We start from the raw sequence: 22056 nt of genomic DNA, 5'->3' as shown, positions 1-22056 counted from the left end.
ATTGGTTCAAAATAGGCTGATTTAAATGCCAGATAGAACGGCTTTTGCGCTTATGTCTCATAACCGATGCGCTGCTAACCTGATTCAGTGATTTTAAACCGATTTCTTTACACTATAAATCTTGAAAATTAAGAGGCTTTCTCCATTGCTTGTAAGAGAAAATTATTAATTTCTTGGATCTGCTGAAGATATCGAGACATTTTTTGTAAGTCTTCTTCAAGCTTAATTTGTAGGGTATCTGGGGTTGTTTCATTCTCAGTCTGGCAGCGTTCTCTAAGCTCTTTGGTGTGTTCGATCTGTAAGCAATAATCTTCTAATGTGAAGATATATTCCCGAATTTCATTGATCGCTTCATGAGAGGCATCGTGAATAGCAATACTGTAGATCGCATAATCAATTAAATTAAGTAAAGCTTGTTGGACGCGAGGTACAGTCCCTAAATTTTCAATGACTTCAAAATTTAGCTCTAGAATTTTTAAAACAGGGATAGTTTCTATCGATTTATATTGATAGACATGCATGCGATATTGTAATAAAGCTTCTATCCCGACGGCTTTAAGGCTGTCGATATTACCTTTAATAAAATTATAGAGTGCTTTATTGGGAAAAAGTTCTGCATTGAGTGAGAAACCACTTTTAGCTTTAAAGCATTCAATTTTTTTAAAAGAGTCAAATTGGCTTATTTTTTGGTAAAAGGCGATAAGATCTTGATCGTTAATGCGCTGTTTCATAACCCCTCACTATTTGGCTAAAATGGCTCGTTATTTTTATGGTTATTGTAATATTGAGCCAAGCTTAACTAATTGTATTTAATGATGACATTGCTAATTTTAGCCTAAAAGCGGGGGGAGTGAAGGGATAAGTAGTGATTATCTGATCAGCGTCAGGTAATTTTATTGCGCAACAACGTTAAAATGTTGTCATTATTTGAGCTCTCTTGGTTTAATGAGTGCAAAATTGATATGGCAGTAACCACGAGGGTTTTTAGCTAAGTAATCTTGGTGCATCTCTTCCGCTTGCCAGAAGGTTTTTAAAGGTTCTACCTCAACAGCAATAGGGGCTGAGTAAGCTTGTTGTTCTTGTGCAAAAAAAGCTTTGATAATAGGGAGATCTTGGGGATCGCTATAATAAACGCCGGTACGATATTGTGTGCCGACATCTCCTCCTTGTTGATTGAGTGATAAAGGATCAATCATACGAAAAAGATGCTCTAAGATATTTTCAAGGGTGATGATATTGGCATCATAAGTCACTTCAACGACCTCAGCATGATCCGTTTCCATAGTACAAACAGCTTCATAGCTTGGTTCCTCGGTAAATCCTTGCGCATAACCCACCTTTGTTGAGATCACTCCTTTTAAGCGCTTATAATACTCTTCAACGCCCCAGAAGCAGCCACCTGCGACAACAATGCTACGAATATCTTGTTCTTGCATCTTTTTATTCCTTTATCAAATCGTTAAATAGCGAGTTTAAGTATAAGCATACAATATTTAAACAGGCTTTATTAGCCTTATTTACGGGCAATTTTCGTTAAGTACGGTAAAAGAAAAGCTTTATGTGTGATTTGTGTGTCTTTTTATTTTAAGGAGATTTAGTGGCTAGCTGAGCCTATCTATTTGGGGTAGAATCGGTAAGCATGAAAAAGATATTTATTGGAACGCTCGATTTTAGTTATAAGCAATTAAATAGTTGTATTTTTGGCATTGCCTTATTACTACTGATTGCTTTAACAGCGCTTTTTTACCCAAAAGAAGCATTGATAAGTCGTTATGATTTTTTAGCGCTAGCAGCACTTGCTATTCAAGTTTTTTTCATTCTTTTGAAGATAGAGACATTAAGAGAGTCTTTGATGATCTTTATCTTTCATTTTTTAGGAATGATGATGGAGATCTTCAAGACCAAGATGGGATCTTGGAGCTACTCGCAATCAGGCGTGCTTTATCTTTTTGGCGTGCCTTTGTTTACAGGCTTTATGTATGCATCTGTAGGCTCGTATATTTTACGTTTTCAACGTAATTTCCACTGTTCTTTTACGGACTTTCCAAGTTATCCTTGGATTTTATTGGTCGCATTTTTAGCTTATATTAATTTTATGACCCACCATTATATGTGGGATTTAAGATGGCTTATTCTTCTTTTAAGTGCGCTTATTTTTTGGCGGACAACGATTACCTTTGAGCTATCAACGGGGAGTTTAAAGCTACCATTTTTGATCGTGTTACTTTCAATGGGAGGATTGCTCTGGATTGCGGAAAATATTGGGACGTTTTATACCATTTGGACCTATCCTCACCAAGAGAATTTATGGCACATGGTTTCCCCGCAAAAAATCATTTCATGGTATTTATTAGTGCTAACAGCTCTTGCAATTGTCTATGGGCTGTATCCGGTAGAAAGAGAGGGGCATTTGGCCTATTCTTAGGTCATCTTAAGGGGCCTTTACGATATATATTAAAGGTTTATCAAAGAGATATTGGATGATATCTTAATGAAGATTAGCCAATGTCACAAAAATCCCGTCATAATTTTATATAATGATGGCTTATCTGTTAGAAGGAGTTTTGCAATGAGTGATGAATTAGATGATTTAACATTTGATTTAGATAATCTGTATGAAGGGGTAACCGGTAATTCAGAGAATCCAATAGATGCCTCTGAACCAGAAGAAGTGGAAGATGTAGGTTGCGTGGGTGGCGCATGCACACTTTAATAAGAAGTGTTAAATCTGCTTATCAATTAAGCTAAGAAAAGAAAAAGCGATCTTTATAGATCGCTTTTTTACTATTTAGATACGCTCTGGTAATTCATTAGGTCTTAGATCAAAGAGAAGAATCTCTGCCTGTTGCCCTTTTGAGAAGTGAAGCGCTGATTCTTTACGAATTCTAGCACCATCTCCTGCTTTGAACTCTTTTCCATTTAAATCGATACTGCCCTTAGCAACGTGCAGGTAGTAGTGACGATTAGGATCAGCTGTAAAGGTAATCTCTTCATCTTTATCAAAAAGACCGGCATAAATCTTCGTATCTTGACGGATAGAGAGAGAGCCATTTTCGCCATTTGGAGAGATGATAAGACGTAAAGTACCTCGTTTTTCAGCATCACTGACATGAATTTGCTGATAGTTAGGTGTTTTTTGTCTTACGTTTGGCATCACCCAAATTTGAAGAAAATGTACAGGATTGTTTTTTGAGCCATTCATCTCACTATGGACAACGCCGGTACCGGCGCTCATGAGTTGGATGTTTCCTGGTTTAATCATTGAACCATTTCCCATTGAGTCTTGGTGGCTAAGTGCACCATCTAATACATAGCTAAAGATCTCCATATTGTCGTGTGGATGAGCGCCAAAGCCTCTTCCAGGGGCGACGGTGTCATCATTAATGACTAAGAGATCTGAAAACCCCACCTGCTTAGGATCAAAATAGTTAGAGAACGAGAATGTATGCCATGAGTTAAGCCAACCATGATCAGCATGACCGCGTTCATTGCGTTTTCGAATATCTATCATGAGAACCTCCTCATAAATAAGTTTATAAAATGATATTATTGAATATTTGGATAGTATTATGAACAAAATCAATAATAAGATCTGTGATAACATACCCTTGTCATCTCTTATTATAGAAGTGATTAATGATCTCAATACTGGAATTATCTGCGCCTTATGTTCGATATATTCGAATGTGAAAAAGAAGAGGAATATCATGAAGCTAACTTTAGAAGCGATTAAAATTATTGATACAATTGCCAAAAGTGGCTCTTTTTCTAAGGCGTCTGAAATTTTGCATAAAGCGCCTTCCACCATCTCTTATAGTGTTGCGAAGATCGAAGAGCAGATGGGATTTAAGTTTTTTGAAAGAAACGGGCCTCATGTCACATTAACAGAGCTAGGAACGGTTCTATTAGAAGAAGGGCGAACACTTTTAACCGCAGTGACCGACCTTGAAACTCGATTAAATAAGATGGCAAGCGGTGTGGAAGTTTCTTTAAATATCGCACTAGATGCGATTTTTCCTATGGAGCGCGTGGCATCATTATTAAGCCGTTTTAAAACCTCTCAAGTAGCAACGGAAGTGAATATCTCACGGGAAGTGATGATGGGTGCTTGGGAAGCTTTATTAAAGTTTCGGGCGGATATTATTGTGGCTGTGGGTGAGGGACCTTCTGGTGGGGGATATAGTACCTATCCTATTGGGGTTGTCCCTTTTATCTTTTGTGTTGCGCCTTATCATCCTTTAGCAAAGAAGGAAGGGATATTAACAAAGTGTGATCTTTTAGACCATACCGCCATTATTGTTACCGATAGTGCTCGTTATATGCCACTTAGAACTGTGGGGGTCTATGAGGGGCAAAAACGTATAACAGTTAGCACATTAGAGGATAAGATTTTGCTACAAAAGCGCGGTATTGGGCATGGTTTTGTCCCTAAATATGCGGTAAGGCATGAGCTTAAAAGCGGTGAGCTTATTGAGCTGCCGGTGATGGAAGCGCATAAAGAGGAAAATCTCTATTTAGCATGGCGAACACATGATGAAGGATTAGCCTTATCATGGTGGAAAGAAGCCTTAGCAGAAGAGTGGATTAAATAGAAAAAGGCTCTGATTGAGGTATTAAGATTTTCTTGATTAGCGTAATATAGTGATTTCCAAATAAAATCAGAGGTCAAAATTTATTAGTTAGTCATCCTTCTAAAATAGATTGATGAGCAGCTGGGGCGAATGCTTACATGTTTTTTTAAATTACGTGCCAGCAACTTTAAGCCTTTTCGATTCGTATCGGAATTTAATGCATAATAGCTATAGATTATGAAATTAGGGGGATTTGTAATTGATTTAGCTCGTTATTGAGCGCTTCTTTTTCTAAATCAATATTGGCAATGGAAAGACCAATTAAACGAATCCCTTTTTGGGGTTTAAGTTGGATATTCTCTAAAAGCAATAAGGTTACCTGCCACAACTCCTCGAGATTATGCCCTAATGGGAAATGGGTTGTTTGACTGCGGGAGATTTGCGTAAAATCTCGATAGCGAATTTTTAGCGTGCAATTACGACCTAGAAATTGGCTCTGAATCGATCTTGTGATCAACTCCTTAGCAACAATTTCTAGTTCTTCAATGATCTCCTCTTTTAAGGTTAAATCATCAAAGAAGGTCTCTTCAACGCCCAGAGATTTTTGTGGCTGAAATGGATCAACCATTCGATGATCGATGCCTCTAGCGTAATGATAGTAGCTTTTTCCGGCTTTACCAAAGTGATGAATGAGTGTCTCTTTTGGCATCTGATAAAGATCATGACCTGTTTTAATCCCTAATTCATGCATTTTTTTAGCAGTGACCTTACCGACGCCAAAGAAATCTTCAATGCGAAGCGTTTTTAAAAAGGGCAGTGTATTGCTTTCTGTAATGATAAATAAGCCATTAGGTTTATTCACATCAGAAGCAATTTTAGCTAGAAATTTATTGTAAGAGACGCCCGCAGAAGCCGTTAACCCTAAAGTATTAAAGATCTTTTCTTTAATTTCTAGAGCGATCTGCTCAGCTGAGTCTATTCCTTTAAGGTTATCAGTGACATCTAAAAAAGCTTCATCTAAAGAGAGAGGCTCCACAAGAGGGGTATATTCATAAAAGATCTTACGAATCGCTTGTGAAACTTCTCGATACCGGGAGAATCTAGGTGCAGCAAAAATAAGATGAGGGCAGAGCTCTAAGGCTTTTTTGGTCGGTAATGCTGAGTGAATACCATATTTTCTTGCTTCATAACTTGCCGCAGCAATAACTCCTCGACCTTCTGAAAAACCAACAACCAGAGGTTTTCCGCGATATTCGAGATGATCGTGTTGCTCAACAGAGGCATAAAATGCATCCATATCAACATGTATAATTTTACGAGCGAGCTGTATCATCTTTAGGTATTAGCAATAGCTGTGAGAGTTTAAAACAAAAAGTCACCGCTTTTGCGATGACTTTTATGGTTCTTAAGTAAAGCGAGACGATATTATATCGTATTAATTTTAGCGCTTAGCTTTTTTCCGTCTCTTTTTCGACTTTTTACCAGCGGCATCATCTCGTTGGATACGCCCTGATTTTTTATGACGAGATTTTTTATCTGAGTCATTATTACCTTTTCCTCGAGATCTCTTAGGAACAGCTCTTTCACCGGCACTTTTCTTATCATTGCCCCCCTCAACGACAGGAGAGATCAGTTCAAAGTCGATATGCTTAGTTTCCGGATTTGATTCAACCACTTTAACACGCACAGGATCACTTAAGCGATATTGCTGGCGAGTTCTCTCTCCAATGAGTCTATGGCGAGCATCATCATAGATGAAGTAATCCCCTTGGAGTTGAGAGATGTGCACTAATCCTTCAATAAAGATATTCTCAAGCTCTACAAACATTCCAAAGCTTGTAATGCTGGTGATTTTTCCATCGAACTCATCTCCAATAAATCGCTCTAGATATTTTGCCTTGAGCCAATCCATCACATCACGTGTTGCATCATCCGCGCGGCGTTCTGCCATTGAAGTATGCTCACCCATCTGAACCATATGTTTTTCAGGGTAGAATTGTTCTTTGTCACCGTTTTGTAAAACAAGTTTAATAGCACGATGGGTAATCAGATCAGGATAGCGGCGAATAGGTGCTGTAAAGTGCGCATAATGGGTGAGTGCTAACCCAAAGTGCCCATCATTTTCTGGCTGATAAATTGCTTGGCTTAAAGAGCGGAGCATTACCGTTTGAATCATATTAAATGCCGGTAATTCTTTGGCGGCTTCAAGCGTATTGGCATAATCCATTGGTGAGGGTTCATCGCCACCTGAAAGGCCGAGCTTAAACTCTTTTAAAAATTCACGAAGGGATTTGAGTTTGGCGCTATCAGGGTGTGGATGCACACGATAAAGTACTGAGAGTTTGGATTCCTCAATAAATTTTGCAGCGGCAATATTGGCAGTAATCATGCACTCTTCAATGATTTTATGGGAGTCAAAACGCGCATCTGGCACAATTTTATCAATCTCTCCATCTTCATCATATAAGACTAATGTTTCAACCGTATCAAAATCAATTGTTCCGCGCTCATTACGGGCTCTTCTAAGAATTTTATAAAGCGCATACAGATTGTCAAGATGTGGAACCAGCGTGTCGTAAGTTTCACGAAGGGCACCATCACCATCGACAATTTCTTGCACAAGTTCATAAGTAAGGCGTGCTTTAGAGCGCATCACCCCTTCAAAAAACTCATAATGGGTGAGATCACCACTTTGATCAATGGTGAGTTCGGCCATCATAATTAAGCGATCAACATCAGGATTGAGCGAGCAGATGCCGTTAGAGAGTTTTTGATGGAGCATCGGCACCACATGATTTGGGAAATAAACCGATGTGGAGCGAAGATATGCATCTTGGTCAATCGCTGAATTGCGGAGAACATAATGGGCAACATCAGAAATCGCAACATAGAGTTTATGATGACCATTCTCTAGTTTTTCACAATAAACCGCATCATCAAAATCTCGCGCTGTAATGCCATCAATCGTTACAAGTGGCAGATCACGATAATCTTTACGAGTAGTAAGCTCTTTTGCTAAGACAGTATCTGGAATCTCTTGGATCTCTTTTTCTGTCTCTTTAGAGAATTGATGCGGAATATTATGCTCTAAAATGGCTTGCATAATCTCAATATCCACCGTCATCTCTTCACCGAAAACTTCCGTGACTTCGGCTTTTGCAATAGTATTTTCGCTAGGGTAATCGGTAATTTTAATGCGGACAATATCTAAGTTTTTAGCTTTTAAAGTATTAGCTTCATCAATTAAAAACTCTTGAGTAACTTTACGGTTTTCAGGAATGACAGAAGAGACGCCTTCATGGCGATAGAATCGACCAATCATCTCAGTGAGGCCGTGTTCAATCACTTTAATGACTGAAACAATTCTGCGCCCACGATTATCAACGCCGGTAATAGCAGCTTCAGCAGTATCACCATGTAGTACATTTTTCATCTCATGGGGAGGGATGAAGAGGGAAGGTTCGCCTTTTACATCAAGGAATCCATAACCTTCAGCATGTCCTGAAACAGTGCCGATATATGTTTTATCTGGATTGATGAATTGGAGTTTTTCTTTAGAATCTAGGTAGAGAGTGCCTTGTCGAATCATAGCGTTTAAGCGATTTTCTAAGGCATCAAGCTCCCAGTTTTTACGAAGTTTAAAAATTGATGCAACCTCTTCAAAACCAATATTAGGCTGGTTTTGAAGGAGCTCTAAGATAAAATCTCGGCTAGGAATTGCGCGGCCATATTGTTCTTTTTGGGCGCTATATTCCGCATCATTTTGAAAGTATTTGGCAAAATATGCTAAATCTTTGGTTATATCATTCACTAATGTTATTTCCTTATAGGGATAACTCCCACTTGATCTTCGTGATCTCCTCTTCGGGAATCATTCGAACGACATGTCTTTCTACGACATCTTGTATCGTCTCTAGATCACTCTTAGTGGGTGTTGAAATTTTAATTGTTAACGTGCCTTCATTGGCATAAAGTTTGGCAGTTTTTTGATCGCCAAAGTCTACAGAACCTTCGCTGTCGCTATATTCTGTCGTGATTTTATGGGCCCAATGTTTGCATAATCTGCGAATCAGGCGCATAGGATCGGTTAAAGGGAAAGTGGTTGTTGCATGAAACATCTCTTGTGTCATTTCTAATCAGGTTCCTATCAGTCCGATAATGTGTTTTAAATACGTAATATTTATTGTTAATTAGTAGATTAAGATACCAATATGAATTTTAAGTCTTGAAGTATTTTAAAACATAAAAAGATCAAAATATTGATGATTCAATACTTTTAGTAGATTTTGAATGTATCGAATTTTGATCATGAATATTCATTACTAGTGTATCAATAAATTTCGAACAAATCTTATTTTCAAGCGCCACAGCCCAAAGGTTATCTCGCTTGAGATCTTGGCATTTGGTCGCATCTTTTTCGGTCATGAGGATAGCTGTTTTAATAGGACTGAAATCAGCTTCAGCATATTGATGATGATCCGGGAAGCTACACACAGTAAATTCTAGTCCTTTATCACGAAGCATATTATAGAAATTTTCAGGATGTGCAATACCGGCAATTGCCGTAAAGGGGATTTTTTTAAATTCTGTAAATGGTTTTTGTATACCAGAGATTAAGTTCACCGGCGCTAATAGCTCGGAATGTAAGGAGATAATAGGCGTAGTTGTGACTTTTTGCAGAAGCTCAATATTTGCACCATTGCTTAAAATATAATCAGCTTTTTCAAGTCGAGAAAGAGGTTCTCTAAGTGGCCCTGCTGGAAAAATGCGTTCATTACCAAACCCTTGTTTGCCAACAACAATAATCTCAATATCCCTTACAAGCTGACGATGTTGTAGTGCATCATCGCAAATGAAGCATTCAATCTCAGGGTGGGCTTTTAAAAGTGCCATTCCCGCTTCGTAACGTGAAGCATCGATAGCCATAGGTGCTTGTGTTTTTTGGTAGATAAGATAAGGTTCATCCCCCATTTCTAAAGCCGTAGATTTAGCGGTTGCAATATGAAGCATCTGTATTTTTCGGCCAAATCCGCGTGAGAGAATCCCAACTTTAATTCCTCGATCTTGTAGCGCTTTAGTAATGGTGATGGTTGCCGGCGTTTTTCCGGTGCCGCCAACATTAATATTGCCGATAACAATGGTTGGTTTAGGAAGTTTTTGGGCTTTTTTAGCCTTGTTTTGTAAATCTTGGTAGGAGACCCATTGATAGATTTTTGCAAGCGGAAAGAGAAGGGTTGAGAGCATCCCTTTTGATTGCCAAAATTTAGGAGTTTTGAGCATGATCAATTTTCCTCTTTTACCTAGGTTCATTGTTAATGGAGAAGATAAGGCACTTATTTTATCAACCTATAACCCCTTTATTAAACATAATCTTGAAAGGGCATTATGCGGATCTTATTTTTCCCTAGGAAGTTATAGTAGATTTGGTTTAAGAAACACTATTTTAAAAATATTAAGGGTTGAAAAAGCGTATCAAATTAGCTTGCACGTTGCCGGAGAGAACTATTTTTGAGCTTCTCATAATCGATGTCCGGCAATCTGATTCCGCCACTTTTAAACCGATCTCACTATATATTCTAATCATTATTATCGCAATAGAATAAGATGGATGCCAAGAGAATATGATAATAAGGGCTTTAGATCACCATTATGAAACGCTGTTATTGAAAATGATCCTCAACATTCCATAAAACCTCACAATCACAATATCCGCCATATTCTTGTAACCAGGTAATAACGATCTCTATGTTTGGCAATTTCATCGTTCTTAAAATATTTCGGGTATGTTGATTAGTATGATCGCAATCATGAGTTTCTAAAATTTGATCAAGCGCATCAAAGAGCGTGGCAAATTGTAATCTAGTCATTGGCAAGCTTGCCTCAAATTTTCTTTGAACCTCTGCTTGCCACGCTTTTAAGAGGGCTTTTTTACGGGCTTTATCATTCATGACTTGTTAATTATTGAGCTTGCATTTGTTTGTAAAGAGAGACTAAGCCTTTAAAGATTAAGGTCTCATCAAAGATGATATCGCGATTTTTAGGGGCATCTATGTAGTAGTTTAAATTTCCACCTGTAAAGATTACTTCATCAATTTGATAATCTTTTTTCATCTCTTCAATTAAGCCTTTAATCATGTAGTAATGGCCGTTAATGGTGCCAATGCTAATTGATTCAAAGGTATTAAAGCCAAGAGAAGCTGCTTGCTGCTCATAATTCATCTCAGATAATAGGGCAGCTTGGGAAAAAAGCCCCTTTAAACTCGATTGAATGCCAGGAGAGATGGTTGTACCAATAAAAAAGCCATCTTGCACGACAAATGTAGTGGTTGCAGTGCCAAGAGCGACCACTACACAGTTTTTAAAGCCATAAGTTGCTTCTAAGCCATAAAAATTTGCGACAAAATCAGCCCCTAATAGGTGGATATTTTTGAGTTTAAAGCGCGTCCAATCAACAGGGAGATCATGACGTAAGCTATAGACAGGAATTTGGAAATTTTTCCCAATCTCCCGAATAAGATCATTAAGCCCAGGTACAACCGAGACATAGACGATTGCTGAGAAATCAAGATCAAAAGCTTTTAGTTTCTCTGTGATTGTTTTGGTATCACTTAAAACCTGATCTTGACTTAAGGGACGAATTAACGGCGTTAAACTCCTATCTTGAGTATTATAAACCCGAAAATCTGCTGTCGTATTGCCAATGTCTACAAGAAGTAGCTTCATGATTCCACGCTCTTTAATATACAAAATAAAGGTTCTCATTATAGACATTTTGCCTATGAATTCACCTTTATCCATGATTTAGTCTAAATATCTCTCAATAATCTTCTATTTTATCTTACTGATTTTGCAGGTAAGCGAGAAGGTCATGACAACTTGGAAAGAAGAAGTCGGCTAATTCTGGGTAGATATTGCTTTCATGATTAACTAAGATTGTCTGAATGCCGGCATTTTTACCGCTGGCAAGATCATATTCATGATCGCCAACAATGACTGTTTCTGTCGGAGAGATTCCCCATTTTTCAATAATTTGTAAGATGCCATCAGGAGATGGTTTTGGCGCGGCATTTTCTCGTCCAAAAATAAGACTTTTTTCAAAGTAATGATCTGCTTCAATGGCTTCTAACGTTATAAAAGCTAAATCTTGTAGATTTCGCGTTAAGATCGCTAAATCAGAGGATTGTTGATTGAGGTATGTTAAAAGCTCAGGAGCGCCTGTAGCGGCAATAGATTGCTTTGCCATTTTGAGTTCATATTCTGCAAGCCAGCGCAATCTTGCATTTTTATCCGCTTCTGGAAGCTTTTCTAAATTCACTAAGATATCTTCCTCTTCTGGAATCTCAAGGACTTTTTTAATCATGGAGAAATCATGAACAGCGATCGTTAAGGTGCCATCCATATCGAAAATCCAGTGCCGAATATGGCGAATATCTTTAAAGCTCATAGTGATGATAATCCTCGTTATTAGTGAAAGTACTGCTTTTATTATGGGAAGTCTTGTCTTTAATCAACGACGTTTTATGATGATTGTTATCATAGCAAGGATTAATCGAAAATATTAAATAAGATAGGGGGCTAGTGATGAAGATATTATTGCAACGGGTAAAGCGCGCAGATGTTGCAGTTGAGGGAAAGACCATTGGTGAAATATCACAAGGATTATTAGCATTAGTAGGAATTGAGCCGGAAGATAACTCTGCAATTGTGGAAAGAGGGATCGATAAACTCTTAAAATATCGAGTTTTTAGTGATGAGGCGGGGAAGATGAATCTATCGCTAATCGATATTCAGGGAGAGTTGTTGTTAGTTTCACAATTTACCTTAGCGGCTGATACTAAAAAGGGATTACGCCCCAGTTTTACAACCGCAGCACCACCGGCATTAGGGATTGCATTATTTGATTATGCGGTTAAATATGCCAAAACTCAGCTTGAGAGTGTTGAAACGGGAGAGTTTGGCGCTGATATGCAAGTTTCGCTTATTAATGATGGACCGGTCACATTTTTGCTGGAAATCTCATAATATTTGAAGAGATTTAAAGGCACTTTTTCATCCTTTTTGTATTAATCAATCTGAAATTACGAGAGTATCGACATGTTATATGAGCAAATTATTGAAAGATCCCTCATAGAGAAAGGTTGGTCTGACGATCGAAAGTATCGGGTGATGACAAGTGATGGACAGGCTTATCTTTTAAGAGTTTCTGATATTGAGCGTTATGATGCGAAAATTCAAGAGTTTAATAATATGCAAAAAATTGCGAGCCTTGGATTAAATCTTTGTAACGCTGTGGAGATAGGGATCTGTGATGAGGGGTGTTATGTGCTTTATGAGTGGATTGAAGGTCAAGATCTTTTAGAGGTGATAGAGTCTTTGCCAAAAGTGCAGCAATATCAGTTTGGGGTTATCGCAGGTGAGGCTTTAAGGAAAATTCATCATATTCCACTAGAGCGTCGAGTACAGTTTGATTGGGCAAAAAAATTTAATGATAAATTAGATCAGAGAATCGATCGCTATTTAAAAGGGGCGATTCAGTATGAAAAGGGGCAGATTTTTATTGATTATGTCAATCAGTACCGGCATTTGTTAGAGGATCGTCCGATTGTATTTCAGCATGGGGATTTTCATGTTGGCAATATTGATGGGAAACTGATAATTATCGATTTTGATCGTAGTGATTATGGGGATCCGTGGGAAGAGTTTAATCGAATCGTTTGGTGTATGGCATTTCCAGCGTTTGCATCCGGAATAATTGATGGATACTTCAACCGAGAGATCCCGCTAGCTTTTTGGGAATTATTAGCGCTCTATATTGCTGGCAATAGCTTAGGCTCAATTTCCTGGGCATTGCCTTATGGTTCTCGGCAAGTTGCTGTGATGATCAAGCAAGCACAAGAGATTTTAGAGATGTACGATGATATGACTTGTGAGAAGATGATTCCAAAGTGGTATCACTCATATCATCGTTATTAAGGGTTAAGAGTCGTTATAGTATAGGGATTTCCAAATAAAATCAGAGGTCAAAATTGATTAGTTAGTCATCCTCCTAAAATAGGTTGATGAGCAGCTGGGTCGAATGCTTGCATGTTTTTTGAAATGACGTGCCAGCAGTTTTAAGCCTTTTTCGGTTCGTATCTGAATTTAATGCATAATAGCTATAAAATCGGTTTAAAAGTGACTAAATTAGATTGCCGGCGCATCTGTTATGAGAAGCGCAAGAATGGTTCTATCTGGCATCATGCAAGCGTGTTTGATTCACGCATTGTCTTGTTTTAGTGTTTCTTAAACCGAGTCGACTATACTTTACGCTTTATAAACTATTCATCACTTCGCTAATAAGTTTAAAAGAGTGCAGACGCTTTTCAGCATCATAAATGACGCCGGCAAACATTAACTCATCAACTTCTATCTCGGTTAAAAGCTCGGCAATGAAATCATGAGCAGTCTCTTTGTCGCCTACCGCTGATAATCTTAACATGGAGGAGACTTGGCGTTTTTCTAGTGGATTCCAATAATCATCCATCTCTTTAATGGGCGGGGGAGTGAGTTTTCGGTCATCTCTTATGAGTTGAGTGAAGCTTTGTTGCATGGTTGTAAACTCATATTCAGCCTCTTCTTGAGTATCGGCAAGTATTCCATTTAAGCAGAGCATCGAGTAAGGCTGATCAAGATATTGAGAAGGCTGAAAACGTTCACGGTAGATCTTAAGAGCAGCTTGCATCTGAGCGGGGGCAAAGTGTCCTGCAAAGGCATAAGGAAGCCCTAAATGTGCTGCTAATTGTGCGCCAAAGAGGCTAGAGCCTAAAATCCAAATAGGAATATCTAGATTCATACCGGGAATGGCATGAATTCTTTGGTTATCAACGGGATGAAAATAGGTGAGAAGTTCCATTACCTCATTGGGAAATTGATCTGCTCGGCTAGGATCCCGGCGAAGTGCATGAGAGGTAATTTGATCAGTACCAGGTGCGCGCCCTAATCCTAAATCAATGCGTTGAGGATAGAGTGTCTCTAAAGTTCCAAAAGCTTCAGCAACCATAAGAGGGGCATGGTTTGGCAGCATAATACCACCAGAGCCGACGCGGATGGATGTTGTTTTTTCCGCAATATGGCCAATTAAAACAGCTGTAGCGGAGCTTGCGATATTGACCATGTTATGATGTTCCGCAACCCAATAACGGTGAAAGCCTTCCTTCTCCCCTAATTGTGCTAGTGCAACGGCACGTTCAAAAGCATCTTTTGGCGTTTGATGTTGATTGATGTTAGCTAAGTCTAAAATAGAATATTTCATATCTCTCCTTGTTCATTGAGGGAGGTATTCTTTTATCATTCCCTTTTAATAAGTAAAAAGGATGATAGAAGAATCATGTATTACGATATAACATATCGGCAAATCCCGAAATGATCAACATTCTATTAAAACTTTTACAAAATCAGTACCAGTTTTCTTGCATCTCTTGGATCAAAAGCGTGAGCTGATCATCACTAAAGTAGAGAGGGCGGAAGTTTAGGACAAACTCTTTAATGTTTTCAAAACTTCCTCGTAGTTCACAACTCTCCTCATTAGGTTCATAACTAAAAGCGCCTTGCAGATCAATGAGTTCATTTTCAAGATAATATTCGATGATATCTACCCACGTTGAACTACTATTTTCCAGCTCAAGATCATCAAAAATTTCATAACGATCATGAATCGGGAAATAAAGACCAAAAAGGTTCTCTTCATATTGGAGAATTTCAAAAGGGTGAATACGCTGTAGGTCTAAATCTTCCATAATGTTCTCCTAAAAAAATTGGGATGCATCTGTGTTAAGAATGTCATTGTAGTAGTTTTGGTAATAAATAATGGCTCTCAAAGAGCAATAAGATTAGCAAAATTTTTTAATTTTTGGGTGAGAATTTAAGCCTCATTTTTGATTGTAGTAAAATCGGCTTAAAAGTGACTGAATCAGATTGCCGGCGCATCGATTATGAGAAGCGCAAGAATGGTTCTATCCGGCATCATGCAAGTAGGTTTGATTCATGCGCTGTGCTATTTTACTTTTAAAATAGGGTTCCTTAAACCGAATCGATTATAAGTAAAATACTGATGCTTAAGATCCGTTAGTTGATAAGGAATTTTGAGCAATAAAAAAGACCTCTAAATGTGAGGTCTTCGATATTTTGAGCATATTGATAGCATTTTCAATGATTATCTGCGCATCTCCTTCGCATTATCTTTGATCATCCTTTATCAAGATACTTTTTGAAAGCTAGATCTCTGGCTCAGGATTGCGATTGCGGTTGATGAACTCTTTTGGATATTGTGTAAAGCCTTTTGTGATAAACGCAAGGTAGACTAATCCAATCATGCCCCAAACTAATCCAATGACAAGCGCTGTATATTCAAGGTTAAACCAGAGGTAGATAATAAATGCCATACCTAACATCGGGAAGAGTAGGTAATGAATATTATGACCAAAAGTGTAACGCTGACTATCACGAATGTAATATTGGACAACCACACAAAGATTCACGAAGAAGAATGCGGTTAAAGCACCGAAGTTCACTAAGTGTAATGCAAAGTTTAAGTCAAAGAAGCCGGCAGTTAAACAGACAATTCCAACGATGACAATATTGATTGATGGGGTTTTGTATTTCGGGTTAATGTAACCAAATACTTTAGGTGGTAAAACACCATCACGACCCATAACATACATCATGCGTGAAACGCCAGTATGTGCGGCAATTCCTGAGGCACAAACAGCAAGTACAGCAAGCCATAATCCAACTGATTGGAAGAAGGTTGCGGCAACAAAGCTTGTTAATGATCTTTCACCGACATAAAGAAGGACTTCAGGTTGGCTCTCTTCAGGATTTGCAAAAACATAACCTTGGAAGTAGAGTTGCATGAAGTATGTCATGCCGATAAAGATTAAACCGCCGATAAAAGTGGTTAAGAAAATTGCTCTTGGAACTGTTTTAGCAGCATTTTTTGTCTCTTCAGAAAGAGAGCTTAAGCCATCAAATCCTAAGAATGAGAAGCAGAGGATCGCAGAACCTGCGGCAACTGCACCAATTTGCATATCAGGTGTGAAGAATGGTTTTGTGCTAGCAATAGTACCGTGACCCACGCCATCGAACATTAAGCCTTTAATGACAAGTGCAATAAAGATTCCCATTAGAAGTAGCTGACAGAATACAATTAAGGTATTCACATTCGCCACTAATTCAACACCGCGATAATTTACATAAGTCATCGCAATGGTTAATGGAATCACGTAATACCAGATACTGATATCATCGCTGATTAATGTTTTAAGGTAAATCGTTGCCAGTAAGATATTGATCATCGGGTTAAAGAGATAATCAAGCATCGTACACCAACCAATCACAAATCCAAGATTTGGATTCAATGACTTTTGGGCATAGGTATAAGCAGATCCCGCCGATGGATAATAGCGAACCATTTTTCCATAGCTCAGTGCTGTAAACATCATCGCAATAAGCGTGATGATATAAGCAGTTGGAACATGTGCTCCCGTTTGCATGCTTACAATCCCAAAGGTATCAAAGACAGTCATTGGTTGCATATATGCTAGACCAATCATAATGAGCTGCCACAATACTAATGTTTTTTGTAGTCTTGCAGGTGAGGAAAGTGTTGTAGGTGTAGAGATTGCGTTAGGAGATAACGCTTTGGATTTTAGTAACATAAGTTTATTTCCCCCAGCTTTAGATCGCATGTTAAGAGAGATAAATTAGCCGCGTTAATTCAAATGAATTATTGCCCCCTTGTATCAAATTATGAGAAATGGCGTTCCCATAAAAAAACCTCATTTAGTTTCTGAGGTTCGGGGAATTTTACACTTTTTTAGATAGATGGCTACCCATTTTTAAAATTTAAATCATCCTTAATTCTAATTTTTAAAAGTTTGTATAGCATTGCTGGCTAAAACAGCCATGTAGCTCTTAATTATCGTCGCTATTTTCGCTAGTAGAAATTATTCATTTAGGGTGTTTGATTAATATTATTAATCGAATTTGTTGGAATTTGTCAGTTTTTGAATAGCGATTCGTTGATCTATCGAAGAAATATAAAATTGGGAAAGATTAGGAATTGAAGTGTTGAGGAAAAATTTACCAAACTGATGCATATTTTGCAGAGGTTTACCCTCATCTAACCCTAAGGTTTGCCAAATAAACTGTGCAAACCACATACCATGGCCAATGATGATACTTTGATCAATAAGTTCTGGTAGTGATGATCTAAATTGCATCACTTTATGACAAAACTCCTCATAAGTTTCACCGGTAAATCCTATGCGCTCTTTTGGATCAGCAGTTTGCCAATAACGCTTAATGAGTGTTAAGTGCTCTTCAGGATTGAGTTTTTCAGCAATATCAAAACCGATAGCATCAAATTCGTTAAGTGAGGGAATTTGTGTTGCCGGCATATGAAACTTTTGGCAAAAAGGCATGGCGGTTTGGTGGGCTCTTGTAAACTCAGAGCAATAAATATGGTGAGGTTTATACATCCACTGATCTGCAAGTTGTTGTGATTGATGCATTCCCTTAGGAGTTAAGGGGATTTGATGATTTGCTAGGATGTTTTGATTGTGACTTTTATCCGTATTATCTACTTTTCCTGCATTAGACATGCTTTGACCATGGCGAATAAAGATAAATGTTTTTGTCATGGGTGATATTCTTTTTATAGTGAGATAGGGTTAAGAGAAGCTTTTGATTTATAGTGGGTTTCAAATAAAATCAGAGGTCAAAATTTATTAGTTAGTCATCCTCCTAAAATGGGTTGATGAGCAGCTGGGGCGAATACTGACATTTTTTTTGAAATTACGTGCCAGCAGTTTTAAGCCTTTTCGGTTCGTATCGGAATTTAATGCGTAATAGTTATAAATTGCAGGCACAAGATAGTCAGAAGAATGCAAGCATTTCCTCTCGCTGAGAAATAGCCCTTTAACCGAAGATATAGTCGATTCGGTTGAAGAAACACTATTTTAAATAGTATTAAGGGTACAGAGTGTGTACCAAATTAGCTTGCACATTGCTGGATAGAACGATTCTTGTGCTCTCATAACCGATACTCCGGCAATCTAGCGTAATCACTTTTAAACCGATTTTACTATAAAACAGCATAGCGTATAAAAATCCCTATCAAGAGATGCCGTGATAGGGATTTTTAGTAGTTTGTATTTTGATGATTTAGAAGTAGCGATTGCGGCGAGGTTTAAAGCCAGTAATGCTCTGTTCCCACAGTTTCTCGGTATTTTGACCAACATTACCCATACCGCTTAGGTCAAATTCAAGATAGATACGCCACTGCTTTTTACTATCATAGATGTTATTACGATAGTAACGGGCGGCAACGCGAGTTGTTACACAACAATCTCCGTATTCAACTCCTAGCTGGCTATCAATCATTTTTGATTCACTAAAGGCGTAGTTATAGCGACCTGCAACTGCCCAGCGATTATTAAGTTGCCAGAAGAAAGAGGCATCAATTTGATCGATTTGGGTGTTATCATCATGTAAATTTAAATCACGATTGTAACGATAGCCAATGTTAAACATTTTACGATCATCTGGCCTGTAATTAATATCAAATGTTGCGCGAGTGGTTTGGTTGGTATTAGGTGACCATTCGACGCTTCCACCAACTCGCAGGTTTGGTAAAACTTCCATATTTGTTTGTGCAAAAAATGATGATCGGCGTATTTTGTCATCATTTTCGTTAAGATCATTGCCTAAGGTGATTCTAGGGTTGGTAAAATATTGTGTCTGCCCCATAGAAAGATAAAACTTTTCTGCACCATTTGATTCGTCAAAAATACGAGTCGTAAATGCGGTCGTTAATTGATTTGCATTCGATTGTCTATCTGCTCCATAGAAATCATTGTAGTTAAATAAGTTGTAATAACTAGGAGTGATTTCTGAAGTATCAAATAAGGGAATATGGCTCTGATTTCGATAAGGCGCATAGAGATAGAAAAGTCTAGGTTCTAGTGTTTGTACAAAATCACCACCGCCAAAGAGTTTATCAAAACTAATATTTTTCTCTAAAAATATCCCCGCATCTAGGCTAAGAATTGGTAGTGATCTTGAGAAGCGATCCTTTTTGCCTTGACGATTAACATCATGGCGATAAGAGAGGTCATATTGTGTGAAGCGAAAGCGAGCCGTCGGCTCAATAAAAGCCCATGAGTTTTCAAAACGATAGCTAACGCTTGGCATTAGATCAATTCTTGTTGCCGAGTGGGGCCTTGAGATATCTAAAAGATGATCATTTTTGGCTGAAAAGCGTACAAACTCTGATTCAATTCCAAAGTTTAGTCCTTTAAGATTCCAACTACTATTGAAAAGGAGTTGTGGCATTCTTGCGTAAGGATTGTAGGGGATGATTTCTCGGTCGGTCACAATAAAGTCCTGAACACGCAACTTTGCCGTCCAATTTTCTGTACGATAGTCTAATACAGCATGGCGCTCTAAAGTTGTATCATCTAATAAGCCTGTTTGATCTTCTATATCACGAAGATAATCTTCATCAGATATATTTTGATAGAGGATATTTCCGGTGAATTTTTTTGTAAAATTTAAAGATTGCTCACCCTTGATGATCCAACGTTTTTTGTGATCATAGAGACGGTCTTTCGTGATATAAGTTCCCGAAAGCTCCATCTCTTGCCATTCATTTAGATAACGGAAGTTACCTTTAACGCCAAAACCACGCTTAGAGATTAATCCAGGCGCTAATATTGCATCCATATTGGGCGCGATATTAAAATAGTAAGGAATAAATAATTCTAAACCGCTACTTTTGCTAATAGAGACTTCAGGGAAGAGAAAACCGCTATGTCTTTTACCATCAATAGGAAAAGAGAGATAAGGTGCATATAGTACGGGAACGCCTAATAAATCAAACGTCGCATTATAAGCTTCAGCTCTTCCTGTTGCATGGTTGATATCGAGATCTTTAGCACGAACTTTCCAGATTTCGTTATCAACGGCACATGTGGAATAGGTTGCTTCTTTAAGCAGCGTATTTTGTAAGTTGCCTCTATGGTCAATTTGAGAGGCTCGACCTTGAATATTAGGTTCTGCCTTTAAGTAATATTGTGCATTTGAAAGATGCGTTTCATTTTTTGGAAGAAGATGGATGATCTTACTTCCAACTAGGACAGCTCCCGGCGTTGCATAGCGAACATGATCTCCTGAAGAGGTCACAATTTGATGGACGCGATCAATTGTAAAACTTTGGCTATCAATTTTATCATTGCCATAAAAGATCTCTGCATTACCTTCAAGTTTTCCTTCACTATCAGTGAGGTAGCCTTGATCTGCATTGACGATCATTTGTGCTTTGGAATTATTTGTTTCCGGCGTTAAATATTGTGCAAGAGGTGATATTTGGCACGCAATAGGTTCAGCAAATCCTATTGAAGGGAGTGCTATGAGTAGGGCGATTGCCAATTTAGAGTGTACAATTTTATTTTGGGGCACAACAGGAATGCTCGTCAAAAAGATTCTCCTAGAAGAATCGATAGATATAAAGATATCGAATGGGGAGTAGAATCGCATTTTTTACGCTGAATTTCAATCGAAATGCTCGCTAATTTTCATGCAAAGATGCTACAATTAAGGTGATATAGCGGTTCCTTATAAGAATTGCTTCTTTATTGTTGATAAATTTAATAACGCTAGGAGTTTATTGAATGAATAATTATTATCAAACAGATGCCTATAGTGGTGTTGAGCGTCAAGGAATGCATAAGGTGCTTCGCCAAGCGTATACGCTTGTTGCCCTTTCGTTAATTCCAACCATTATTGGTGCATTTATTTCAGTTCAGACAAATCTCGTCTTAAACTTAATGATCTCAAGCCCTATTCTATTTTTTGTTGGGTTTATGGTGGCATTTTATGGTTTATCATTTGCGATAGAAGCTAACAAAAGATCGGTGATGGGATTGGTCTTAATGTTTGTGTTTACATTTTTAATGGGAATGATGCTAGGACCTCTTCTTACGATGGCATTAAGAAGCGCACAAGGTTGGCAATATATTGGTATTGCCGCAGGTGGTACAGCGGGATTATTCTTAGTTCTTGCAATCCTTGGTGGAGATAAAACGAAAGACTTTTCACCAATTGGTAAATATGTCGGTGCTGTTGGGATTGTAATGATTGCAACGATTGCACTTAACTTCCTCTTCCTTAAAATGCCAATGATTAACCTTGTATTATCAATGTTAATTATTCCATTTTCAGGTGCAATTATCTTATGGCGCATCAATAGCGTTGTTAGAGGTGGGGAAGATAACTACATTAGCGTGGCTTTAGATATCTATATTTCACTTTATAATATCTTCTCAAGCTTACTTCGCCTTATTTTGGCAAGTAACGATTAATTAAATTGTGTAAATAAAACAATTTGTATCTATCGCTTTAAAAGGGTAGATACAGATCAAGATGTTAAAATTGAGGGATAAAGGCG

The 22056-nt window shown here is 38.1% G+C and carries 22 protein-coding genes; 7 read left to right on the top strand and 15 right to left on the bottom strand.

Translation table 11 applies throughout. The features are described from left to right. Window positions 1-128 precede the first annotated feature (128 nt). Window positions 129-731, bottom strand: a complete 603-nt coding sequence (locus MMG00_RS05950; RefSeq protein ID WP_242152805.1) for a hypothetical protein — start codon at window positions 729-731, stop codon at window positions 129-131. Between the two features lie 192 nt (window positions 732-923). Continuing rightward, on the bottom strand, window positions 924-1436 hold the full coding sequence (gene msrA / locus MMG00_RS05945; RefSeq protein ID WP_270049365.1) for a peptide-methionine (S)-S-oxide reductase MsrA: 513 nt from the start codon (window positions 1434-1436) through the stop codon (window positions 924-926). Between the two features lie 203 nt (window positions 1437-1639). Here msrA and MMG00_RS05940 point away from each other — a divergent pair, with 203 nt between their 5' ends. Then, on the top strand, window positions 1640-2425 hold the full coding sequence (locus MMG00_RS05940) for a DUF817 family protein (RefSeq protein WP_242152802.1): 786 nt from the start codon (window positions 1640-1642) through the stop codon (window positions 2423-2425). A 144-nt stretch (window positions 2426-2569) separates the two neighbouring features. Next, a complete protein-coding gene (locus MMG00_RS05935; RefSeq protein ID WP_242152799.1) occupies window positions 2570-2713 on the top strand; it encodes a hypothetical protein in 144 nt (47 codons plus the stop codon). 75 nt (window positions 2714-2788) lie between these two features. On the opposite strand, the gene MMG00_RS05930 is transcribed toward MMG00_RS05935, so the two are convergent. After that, window positions 2789-3511 carry a pirin family protein gene (locus MMG00_RS05930; RefSeq protein WP_242152796.1) on the bottom strand — a complete coding sequence of 241 codons (723 nt, stop codon included), beginning with the start codon at window positions 3509-3511 and terminating at the stop codon, window positions 2789-2791. Between the two features lie 196 nt (window positions 3512-3707). Here MMG00_RS05930 and MMG00_RS05925 point away from each other — a divergent pair, with 196 nt between their 5' ends. Continuing rightward, entirely contained in the window at window positions 3708-4592 is an 885-nt protein-coding gene (locus MMG00_RS05925) for a LysR family transcriptional regulator (RefSeq protein ID WP_242152793.1), read from the top strand. 214 nt (window positions 4593-4806) lie between these two features. Here the strand turns inward: MMG00_RS05925 and dinB are convergent, their stop codons facing one another. The 4 genes from dinB to lpxK form a co-directional block, all read right to left on the bottom strand. After that, window positions 4807-5904 (bottom strand): DNA polymerase IV, encoded by a 1098-nt coding sequence (dinB, locus tag MMG00_RS05920; protein WP_242152791.1) that lies wholly within the window; start codon window positions 5902-5904, stop codon window positions 4807-4809. A 108-nt stretch (window positions 5905-6012) separates the two neighbouring features. Beyond that, entirely contained in the window at window positions 6013-8382 is a 2370-nt protein-coding gene (gene rnr, locus MMG00_RS05915; RefSeq protein ID WP_242152788.1) for a ribonuclease R, read from the bottom strand. A 13-nt stretch (window positions 8383-8395) separates the two neighbouring features. Further along, complete coding sequence (locus MMG00_RS05910) at window positions 8396-8701, bottom strand: DUF2218 domain-containing protein (protein ID WP_242152785.1); 306 nt, start codon at window positions 8699-8701, stop codon at window positions 8396-8398. A 121-nt stretch (window positions 8702-8822) separates the two neighbouring features. Further along, window positions 8823-9851, bottom strand: a complete 1029-nt coding sequence (gene lpxK / locus MMG00_RS05905) for a tetraacyldisaccharide 4'-kinase (protein ID WP_242152782.1) — start codon at window positions 9849-9851, stop codon at window positions 8823-8825. Between lpxK and MMG00_RS05900 the strand changes: the two genes are divergently transcribed. Then, window positions 9850-10083 (top strand): hypothetical protein, encoded by a 234-nt coding sequence (locus MMG00_RS05900; protein ID WP_242152779.1) that lies wholly within the window; start codon window positions 9850-9852, stop codon window positions 10081-10083. The two genes, lpxK and MMG00_RS05900, sit on opposite strands and share 2 nt — an antisense overlap. Before the next feature lie 148 nt (window positions 10084-10231). Here MMG00_RS05900 and MMG00_RS05895 read toward each other — a convergent pair whose 3' ends face one another. From MMG00_RS05895 to MMG00_RS05885, 3 genes are all read right to left on the bottom strand, one after another. Continuing rightward, complete coding sequence (locus MMG00_RS05895; protein WP_242152777.1) at window positions 10232-10519, bottom strand: DUF2695 domain-containing protein; 288 nt, start codon at window positions 10517-10519, stop codon at window positions 10232-10234. A gap of 10 nt (window positions 10520-10529) precedes the next feature. Beyond that, complete coding sequence (locus MMG00_RS05890) at window positions 10530-11342, bottom strand: type III pantothenate kinase (RefSeq protein ID WP_242152774.1); 813 nt, start codon at window positions 11340-11342, stop codon at window positions 10530-10532. Between the two features lie 67 nt (window positions 11343-11409). Beyond that, complete coding sequence (locus MMG00_RS05885) at window positions 11410-12015, bottom strand: HAD family hydrolase (RefSeq protein WP_242152770.1); 606 nt, start codon at window positions 12013-12015, stop codon at window positions 11410-11412. 137 nt (window positions 12016-12152) lie between these two features. Here MMG00_RS05885 and dtd point away from each other — a divergent pair, with 137 nt between their 5' ends. Both dtd and MMG00_RS05875 read left to right on the top strand, forming a co-directional pair. Further along, a complete protein-coding gene (gene dtd / locus MMG00_RS05880) occupies window positions 12153-12593 on the top strand; it encodes a D-aminoacyl-tRNA deacylase (RefSeq protein ID WP_242152767.1) in 441 nt (146 codons plus the stop codon). A gap of 72 nt (window positions 12594-12665) precedes the next feature. Next, window positions 12666-13544 carry an aminoglycoside phosphotransferase family protein gene (locus tag MMG00_RS05875; RefSeq protein WP_242152764.1) on the top strand — a complete coding sequence of 293 codons (879 nt, stop codon included), beginning with the start codon at window positions 12666-12668 and terminating at the stop codon, window positions 13542-13544. 337 nt (window positions 13545-13881) lie between these two features. Here MMG00_RS05875 and MMG00_RS05870 read toward each other — a convergent pair whose 3' ends face one another. The 5 genes from MMG00_RS05870 to MMG00_RS05850 form a co-directional block, all read right to left on the bottom strand. Then, complete coding sequence (locus MMG00_RS05870; RefSeq protein ID WP_242152759.1) at window positions 13882-14862, bottom strand: LLM class flavin-dependent oxidoreductase; 981 nt, start codon at window positions 14860-14862, stop codon at window positions 13882-13884. A gap of 142 nt (window positions 14863-15004) precedes the next feature. After that, window positions 15005-15346, bottom strand: a complete 342-nt coding sequence (locus MMG00_RS05865) for a hypothetical protein (RefSeq protein WP_242152756.1) — start codon at window positions 15344-15346, stop codon at window positions 15005-15007. A 477-nt stretch (window positions 15347-15823) separates the two neighbouring features. Next, the gene (locus tag MMG00_RS05860; RefSeq protein ID WP_255837679.1) at window positions 15824-17266 is read right to left on the bottom strand and encodes an APC family permease; all 1443 of its coding nucleotides are present in this window, start codon (window positions 17264-17266) and stop codon (window positions 15824-15826) included. Window positions 17267-17584: 318 nt separating this feature from the next. Next, window positions 17585-18250 carry a histidine phosphatase family protein gene (locus MMG00_RS05855; RefSeq protein ID WP_242152753.1) on the bottom strand — a complete coding sequence of 222 codons (666 nt, stop codon included), beginning with the start codon at window positions 18248-18250 and terminating at the stop codon, window positions 17585-17587. A gap of 523 nt (window positions 18251-18773) precedes the next feature. Continuing rightward, window positions 18774-21086, bottom strand: a complete 2313-nt coding sequence (locus MMG00_RS05850) for an LPS-assembly protein LptD (protein WP_242152750.1) — start codon at window positions 21084-21086, stop codon at window positions 18774-18776. 194 nt (window positions 21087-21280) lie between these two features. Between MMG00_RS05850 and MMG00_RS05845 the strand changes: the two genes are divergently transcribed. Next, complete coding sequence (locus MMG00_RS05845; RefSeq protein ID WP_242152748.1) at window positions 21281-21970, top strand: Bax inhibitor-1 family protein; 690 nt, start codon at window positions 21281-21283, stop codon at window positions 21968-21970. The last annotated feature ends 86 nt before the right edge of the window (window positions 21971-22056 follow it).

This window comes from Ignatzschineria rhizosphaerae (genome assembly GCF_022655595.1).
GTDB classification, from domain to species: domain Bacteria; phylum Pseudomonadota; class Gammaproteobacteria; order Cardiobacteriales; family Wohlfahrtiimonadaceae; genus Ignatzschineria; species Ignatzschineria rhizosphaerae.
Note: the sequence above shows the minus strand (reverse complement) of the source record. Positions and strands in the feature narration are given on the sequence as shown.

Bases quoted from the DNA above. Each gene is read 5' to 3' on its own strand.
- MMG00_RS05950 (WP_242152805.1), bottom strand. From the start codon at position 731: ATGAAACAGCGCATTAACGATCAAGATCTTATCGCCTTTTACCAAAAA.
- msrA (WP_270049365.1), bottom strand. From the start codon at position 1,436: ATGCAAGAACAAGATATTCGTAGCATTGTTGTCGCAGGTGGCTGCTTC.
- MMG00_RS05940 (WP_242152802.1), top strand. From the start codon at position 1,640: ATGAAAAAGATATTTATTGGAACGCTCGATTTTAGTTATAAGCAATTA.
- MMG00_RS05935 (WP_242152799.1), top strand. From the start codon at position 2,570: ATGAGTGATGAATTAGATGATTTAACATTTGATTTAGATAATCTGTAT.
- MMG00_RS05930 (WP_242152796.1), bottom strand. From the start codon at position 3,511: ATGATAGATATTCGAAAACGCAATGAACGCGGTCATGCTGATCATGGT.
- MMG00_RS05925 (WP_242152793.1), top strand. From the start codon at position 3,708: ATGAAGCTAACTTTAGAAGCGATTAAAATTATTGATACAATTGCCAAA.
- dinB (WP_242152791.1), bottom strand. From the start codon at position 5,904: ATGATACAGCTCGCTCGTAAAATTATACATGTTGATATGGATGCATTT.
- MMG00_RS05910 (WP_242152785.1), bottom strand. From the start codon at position 8,701: ATGACACAAGAGATGTTTCATGCAACAACCACTTTCCCTTTAACCGAT.
- MMG00_RS05900 (WP_242152779.1), top strand. From the start codon at position 9,850: ATGATCAATTTTCCTCTTTTACCTAGGTTCATTGTTAATGGAGAAGAT.
- lpxK (WP_242152782.1), bottom strand. From the start codon at position 9,851: ATGCTCAAAACTCCTAAATTTTGGCAATCAAAAGGGATGCTCTCAACC.
- MMG00_RS05895 (WP_242152777.1), bottom strand. From the start codon at position 10,519: ATGAATGATAAAGCCCGTAAAAAAGCCCTCTTAAAAGCGTGGCAAGCA.
- MMG00_RS05890 (WP_242152774.1), bottom strand. From the start codon at position 11,342: ATGTCTATAATGAGAACCTTTATTTTGTATATTAAAGAGCGTGGAATC.
- MMG00_RS05885 (WP_242152770.1), bottom strand. From the start codon at position 12,015: ATGAGCTTTAAAGATATTCGCCATATTCGGCACTGGATTTTCGATATG.
- dtd (WP_242152767.1), top strand. From the start codon at position 12,153: ATGAAGATATTATTGCAACGGGTAAAGCGCGCAGATGTTGCAGTTGAG.
- MMG00_RS05875 (WP_242152764.1), top strand. From the start codon at position 12,666: ATGTTATATGAGCAAATTATTGAAAGATCCCTCATAGAGAAAGGTTGG.
- MMG00_RS05870 (WP_242152759.1), bottom strand. From the start codon at position 14,862: ATGAAATATTCTATTTTAGACTTAGCTAACATCAATCAACATCAAACG.
- MMG00_RS05865 (WP_242152756.1), bottom strand. From the start codon at position 15,346: ATGGAAGATTTAGACCTACAGCGTATTCACCCTTTTGAAATTCTCCAA.
- MMG00_RS05860 (WP_255837679.1), bottom strand. From the start codon at position 17,266: ATGTTACTAAAATCCAAAGCGTTATCTCCTAACGCAATCTCTACACCT.
- MMG00_RS05855 (WP_242152753.1), bottom strand. From the start codon at position 18,250: ATGACAAAAACATTTATCTTTATTCGCCATGGTCAAAGCATGTCTAAT.
- MMG00_RS05845 (WP_242152748.1), top strand. From the start codon at position 21,281: ATGAATAATTATTATCAAACAGATGCCTATAGTGGTGTTGAGCGTCAA.